This is a genomic window from Lysinibacillus sp. NPDC094177 (genome assembly GCF_050279145.1).
GTDB lineage: Bacteria > Bacillota > Bacilli > Bacillales_A > Planococcaceae > Lysinibacillus.
In genome coordinates this window covers 1-5677 of record NZ_JBNNTW010000012.1, presented here as the reverse complement: position 1 = coordinate 5677, position 5677 = coordinate 1, and the positions used below count along the sequence as shown (strand labels likewise).

Genomic DNA, 5677 nt, shown 5'->3' with positions numbered 1-5677 from the left:
GTTTTCGCGATGTTATCAGCGATTCTTTACACTTTATCAGCGATTTTCGCGATGTTATCAGCGATTCTTTGCACTTTATCAGCGATTTTCGCGATTTATCAGCGATTCTTTACACTTTATCAGCGATTTTCGCGATGTTATCAGCGATTCTTTACACTTTATCAGCGGTTTTCGCGATGTTATCAGCGATTTCCATGTTGTTATCAGCGAGATCTCCGCAGTTACCAGTGATCTTCACGATACTATCAGCAAACAATTATTAGAGATGAGGATTTGAAGGTATGGTTTTTAGTAGCCTTATATTTTTATATGTCTTTTTACCATTAGTGCTTATTGTGTACTTCATCTCTCCGAAGATGTTACGCAACACTATTCTACTTTTGGCCAGCCTGTTCTTTTATGCATGGGGTGAACCGAAGTATGTACTATTAATGATGATTTCCATTTTGCTTAACTATATTTTGGGGATTGTCATTGAAAATACAGTTTCGCAGTCTAACCGAAAAGCGTTACTTTGGCTTGTTATTGCGAGTAATTTGGCCATCCTAGGCTATTACAAATATGCCGGCTTTTTTGTGGACATTATTAACAACTATTTGGATAAGCCAATTGAATGGGAGGCTGTACCTCTTCCGATCGGTATTTCATTCTATACGTTCCAAGCACTTAGCTATGTGATCGATGTTTATCGAAAGGACGTAAAGGCACAGCGCAATTTTTTAGATTTATCACTTTTCATTACATTGTTTCCTCAGCTTGTGGCTGGACCGATTGTTCGTTATCAAACGGTAGCCGAACAAATTAAAAAGCGATTCTCTACAGCAGAGGATTGGATGATCGGTACACGTCGCTTTGTACAGGGGTTAGCTAAAAAAGTACTTATTGCAAATCCGATGGGTGAAGTCGCAGACCAGGTGTTCAGTTTATCAGGTGGAGATTTAACAACAGGTACTGCTTGGATTGGGATCTTATCTTACGCGTTACAAATCTATTTTGACTTCTCTGGTTATAGTGATATGGCTATAGGTTTAGCACGAATTTTCGGCTTCCATTTTGAAGAGAACTTTAACTATCCATACATTGCACAGTCCGTAACAGACTTCTGGCGTCGCTGGCATATTTCACTCAGCAGCTGGTTTAGAGATTATGTCTACTTCCCACTTGGAGGTAGTCGTGTTAACCACGAATGGAAACTATATCGAAATTTATTAATTGTTTGGACGTTAACGGGCTTTTGGCACGGAGCAAGCTGGACATTTATGGCATGGGGTTTTTATTACGGAATATTAATATGCCTTGAAAAATGGGTGCTTTTAAAATGGTTAGAACGTATACCTCGTTTCTTACGCCATATTTATATTCTTGTTATCGTTATGATCGGTTGGGTATTCTTTAGAGCGAATGACTTTACATATGCCTTTAGTTTTATCAAAACAATGTTTGGGCTATCCGATGCGGCGCTGTATAATTACGAAACGATTTTGCTTGCGAAGGACTATGCCTTGTATTTTGTTGTAGCAATCATATTCGCTATGCCAATTTATAGACTTTATCAAACATGGAGCGAGCAAAAAGCGACGACTTCCCTGTCATTTGATTGGAGTCTACGCCTTGTACAAACAATTTACTATGGGGCATTGTTGCTCTTTATCACGATGTTTTTAGTGAACGCAACACATAATCCATTCATTTACTTTAGATTCTAGGTGGGACAATATGCGAAAAATACAAATGTATCTATTACCAATAACCTTTTTTTGCATCATTTTCGGTGGCTTCGTCGTGCATATATTAACGGTGGATCGTCCACAATCTGAAATGGAGAACCGGCCGTTAGAATCTGCAAACATTTCACCGAGCCTACAGGAGATCTTTTCTGGGGCATGGTCGAAACAGGTAGAAACATATATTTCCGATCAATTTCCTGCACGTGATACTTGGATGCGCAACTATGTTTACTTCCAACGTGCAATGGGGAAAACCTATTTAAACGATAAATACGCAGTTGATGATAAAAGCGGCTGGATTATTTCCAAGCCCGCTGAAGCAAAATCTGATGAAGAGCTTGCTTCCTTCGCCACTGATTTACAAAAGCTAAGCGAAGGACTAGCTGAAAAAAATATCCCGTTTACGTTTTACTCGCTACCAGCAAAAGCGACTTACTCACGTGAACCAAGTCCAAGCTATATGCCCGATGACGCTGGAATTGCCAATAATGCACGCCTCCATGAGCTTGTGACCGCTGCGGGCGTAGACAATGTTCGTCTCTATGATGAAATGAAGAACGACTTTTCTGCTGATCGTAACTTCTTCAAAACCGATCATCACTGGACAATACGCGGTGCATACTCAGGCTATCAGGCACTAATGAAAACAATGAGCGAACGACTTGGTGAATCGATTAAGCCGATTCCATACGAGGAAGCCAATACTTATTGCTTAACAAATAAGTTTGCTGGCTCTTGGAATAAAATTTTGTACATGACCGTCGATAACCACGATCAAATTTGCTACAATGAGCCTGCCTCATTCGCAACGCAATTTACAATTTACGACGGTACAATTGAGGATGGCGTCACGGCTCCATACGACGCAGTATACGGCCGTGCAAAAAAAATGAGTCCTGATGCAGTAGTAAACTATGCAGATGCCTATAGCCGAGACTTTGCAGAGCTCACAATTGTAAACAAACACTATGACAGCGATAAACATATCGTCGTAATCAAAGATTCATACTTTAACACTATTCAATTTCATGTTGCAAGTCACTTTAAAGAGCTGACGATTTTAGACTTACGTTACTTGAAAAAAGATATAATTCCTTATTTACAAAGCATGCACCCAGACTACGTCGTGCTTGCTTACAATGACCGCAATTTAAAATTAATGCCGGAGTAGAGATGGTTCATATATTGACTTCCAGCGGTGCAATCCACTAGGCTACTGGCAATACAAAAAAAGCAGTGATTTCTCTAATTAAAGAAATCACTGCTTTTCCTATGTGGCACGCTTTTTTATTTTCCCAACTACCCGCTGACTATATGGAAGCATAGAAATCAACTTGGTCACCGTAATACAAATGACTATCGTCCACAGCATTAGCAATGGCACTCTGACTAGCGTACTATTAAAATGCTCCACAAACCAGCCTGTTGATAGACGCAGAACCTCCCAATGAATGAGATAGATCATAAACGAATATCGACTAAGCACTTGGACCGTTTTCGTATTAGGTATCGACTGTCCCAGGCAATTACCAACAAAGTAATACTTATTACAAATGGTATTAAATCAAGTCGTCTCGAATGTGTCTCTGTATAACCGAGTAGCATACGTATGTATAAAAAGACAGCTGATAACACAAACAACACAATCGTCGCGTAACGATACTTTTTCGCAAGCGCAGCAATCTGCGTATAATACACACCCATCACATAAGCTATGGCAAAATAACCAAGCCAGCCCGTAAAGAGTAAACGAAACATTATTGCATTCTCTTCAAAAAATGGATATGGCAATGCAATCACTGAATGATGAATAAATGAAATCAGCACACATAACGGTAAAAACCAAACCATAGACCACTTAAAACGTTTCATCAACACAAAAACTATATATAACTGCATAATGACCACAACAAACCAACCTACAAACTCACTATAAACGATATTGCTCACAAACTTTTCCCATAATAAGCCCTTGCGGAAAATTAACTCCACAAGTACTGAATCAAGCAATGCCCATATTAAATAAGGTAGAAAAATATATTGAATTCTATTCGACCAAAAGTTACTCGGTAATTTATCCTGATAACGATTCGCCAAAATTAACATAGACAACAAAATAAACGTCGGCGTCGCATAACACAGCGCAATCCTTAAAAACAAATAAAACGTCTGCTCCGGTATTGCCCCAACCTCCATAATAATCCACGAAGAAGTGTGCAATAATAAAATAGACAAACACGCTACCACACGTAGTAAATCCCACTCTTTAATCACTTAACATTCTCCTAGTATCTTTATATCTCCTTTAACTCTGTCATAATTTGTCGATGAATGCAATGGCGATACTTGATATCTAGTTTTCTATAAGCACTCCGTTAGTTGAATAAAGAAAAAGGCTATGTTAAAAGAAAAGGTTGATTTATAACGTTAAGGAATCCGCTGTATATTCAAGTTTTTATTCAAAATATGATTCAGTGCAAGTTCTTTTGAACAGCATTGAAAGCTTTGTTGTATCTAAGTTCAAACGATAGTGCATAAAAAGGTGGATATGAATGAAATACAGAAAAACACTTAATACATTGGTATGACAACGTTTTAAGTGTTTTATTTCGTCCCAAAACTTTGATTTGGGAACGTTTTTAGGTATATATATGTATATTTTATTCGACAATTTTTGTTTGGTTGTTTAATTTATATGAGTGAATTAAATTTACTGCGTACTTTACTAAAAATATTCCTAAGACTCCACCCAAAACATTAAATAACAAATAGATAATATCCGTATTACCATTGTTTCTCATAACTACACCAGTCCCTTCAAATAAAAGACCAGCAAAGTAGATTCCCGAACAACTTAAAATAACAATAGAAATCGCTTTTTTGTTACTTTTTAAATTGAAAAGGAGTAATAAGAAAATCCCAAACGGTACAAATAAAATAACATTATAAAATAAAGCTGAATAACTCCAAATAGAAATATTAAAGTGCATCGTATCAAATATTCCAAACCAGTCATTCGTTGAAATAAAGCTGCTACTTTTGTCTGCTGGATTTTGAGGGAGCGTGAATCCACCAAATTTAATTTGAACTAAGCTTATTACGTAAAAAATAGAGCTATATAACACAACTCGTTTCTTAGCACTTTTTTCTACTTTTCTAAAATAATCAAGTAATACATCAATAAAAATATATACTAGCAACATAAAGAATGCTAAGGGAACAATATTGTAAAGAACGTATGTTGAATGCACAATTAACATCTCCCGTTGTTTTTAACGTTTTATACTCCCTATTCATTTTACTTATTTTTACATTATAAAACAAATGTAAACCATTATGTTAATTGAATTACAAAAAGCACCCAAAGCCCCCTATTCAATTGAATGGGGGGTATTCCCTAACTTTCATTTGGGAACGTTATTTAGTATTCATTTGTATAAAATTGATCTTATTTAAGAAATGAAAATCCTAATTTAGAAATAAGGTACAGTATAAAAATTAATAATAATGTTCTAGATATGACATAACCGTCAACAGCTAATTCATACCCATTAGGAATTAAAAAATTTTTGCTACTAAAAAAAACAATAGAAATTATAAGTGCTAATAAAACTAACAGATAACCTAACTTTTTATTATTCATAAGACACACCCTGTAATCAATTTTATCTATCTCTTTAACTATAACTGAGGATGGCATCGGGTTAAAGTGAAGTTTGGTAAATAAAGCAGCTAAATTTCCCAAAGCGTCGTTTGGTAACATAAAGTGCGTAACGTTGTAAATCCGTATTTTTCTGATGTAAAGCGATAATAAAGTTGTTTAATTCTTATTGAACTAATGCACCTCGTTAGCAGCATAAGAAAAGTTCGTCGATATGAAAGCCTTGATCCTCTGCTATTGCCCCATTAGTAAATAAGCGACTGCTCTTTTTTGCAATCGCCACGTAGCT

General features: G+C 36.4%; 4 protein-coding genes and 1 pseudogene. 3 read left to right on the top strand and 2 right to left on the bottom strand.

Annotated features, from left to right (window positions below; translation table 11 throughout):
* The 3 genes from ACQKNC_RS17630 to ACQKNC_RS17620 form a co-directional block, all read left to right on the top strand.
* Positions 1-263: hypothetical protein (locus ACQKNC_RS17630; protein WP_427426052.1), on the top strand; the 263-nt coding region annotated here is incomplete at its 5' end.
* 18 nt (positions 264-281) lie between these two features.
* A complete protein-coding gene (locus ACQKNC_RS17625; protein ID WP_427426051.1) occupies positions 282-1706 on the top strand; it encodes an MBOAT family O-acyltransferase in 1425 nt (474 codons plus the stop codon).
* A 10-nt stretch (positions 1707-1716) separates the two neighbouring features.
* Positions 1717-2898, top strand: a complete 1182-nt coding sequence (locus tag ACQKNC_RS17620) for a DHHW family protein (RefSeq protein WP_427426050.1) — start codon at positions 1717-1719, stop codon at positions 2896-2898.
* A gap of 99 nt (positions 2899-2997) precedes the next feature.
* Here the strand turns inward: ACQKNC_RS17620 and ACQKNC_RS17615 are convergent.
* Together ACQKNC_RS17615 and ACQKNC_RS17610 are read right to left on the bottom strand one after the other, a co-directional pair.
* Positions 2998-3974: pseudogene (locus tag ACQKNC_RS17615) on the bottom strand (acyltransferase family protein).
* Positions 3975-4387: 413 nt separating this feature from the next.
* Positions 4388-4987, bottom strand: a complete 600-nt coding sequence (locus tag ACQKNC_RS17610; RefSeq protein WP_427426049.1) for a hypothetical protein — start codon at positions 4985-4987, stop codon at positions 4388-4390.
* Positions 4988-5677: the final 690 nt, after the last annotated feature.

Bases quoted from the DNA above. Each gene is read 5' to 3' on its own strand.
- ACQKNC_RS17620 (WP_427426050.1), top strand. From the start codon at position 1,717: ATGCGAAAAATACAAATGTATCTATTACCAATAACCTTTTTTTGCATC.
- ACQKNC_RS17625 (WP_427426051.1), top strand. From the start codon at position 282: ATGGTTTTTAGTAGCCTTATATTTTTATATGTCTTTTTACCATTAGTG.
- ACQKNC_RS17610 (WP_427426049.1), bottom strand. From the start codon at position 4,987: ATGTTAATTGTGCATTCAACATACGTTCTTTACAATATTGTTCCCTTA.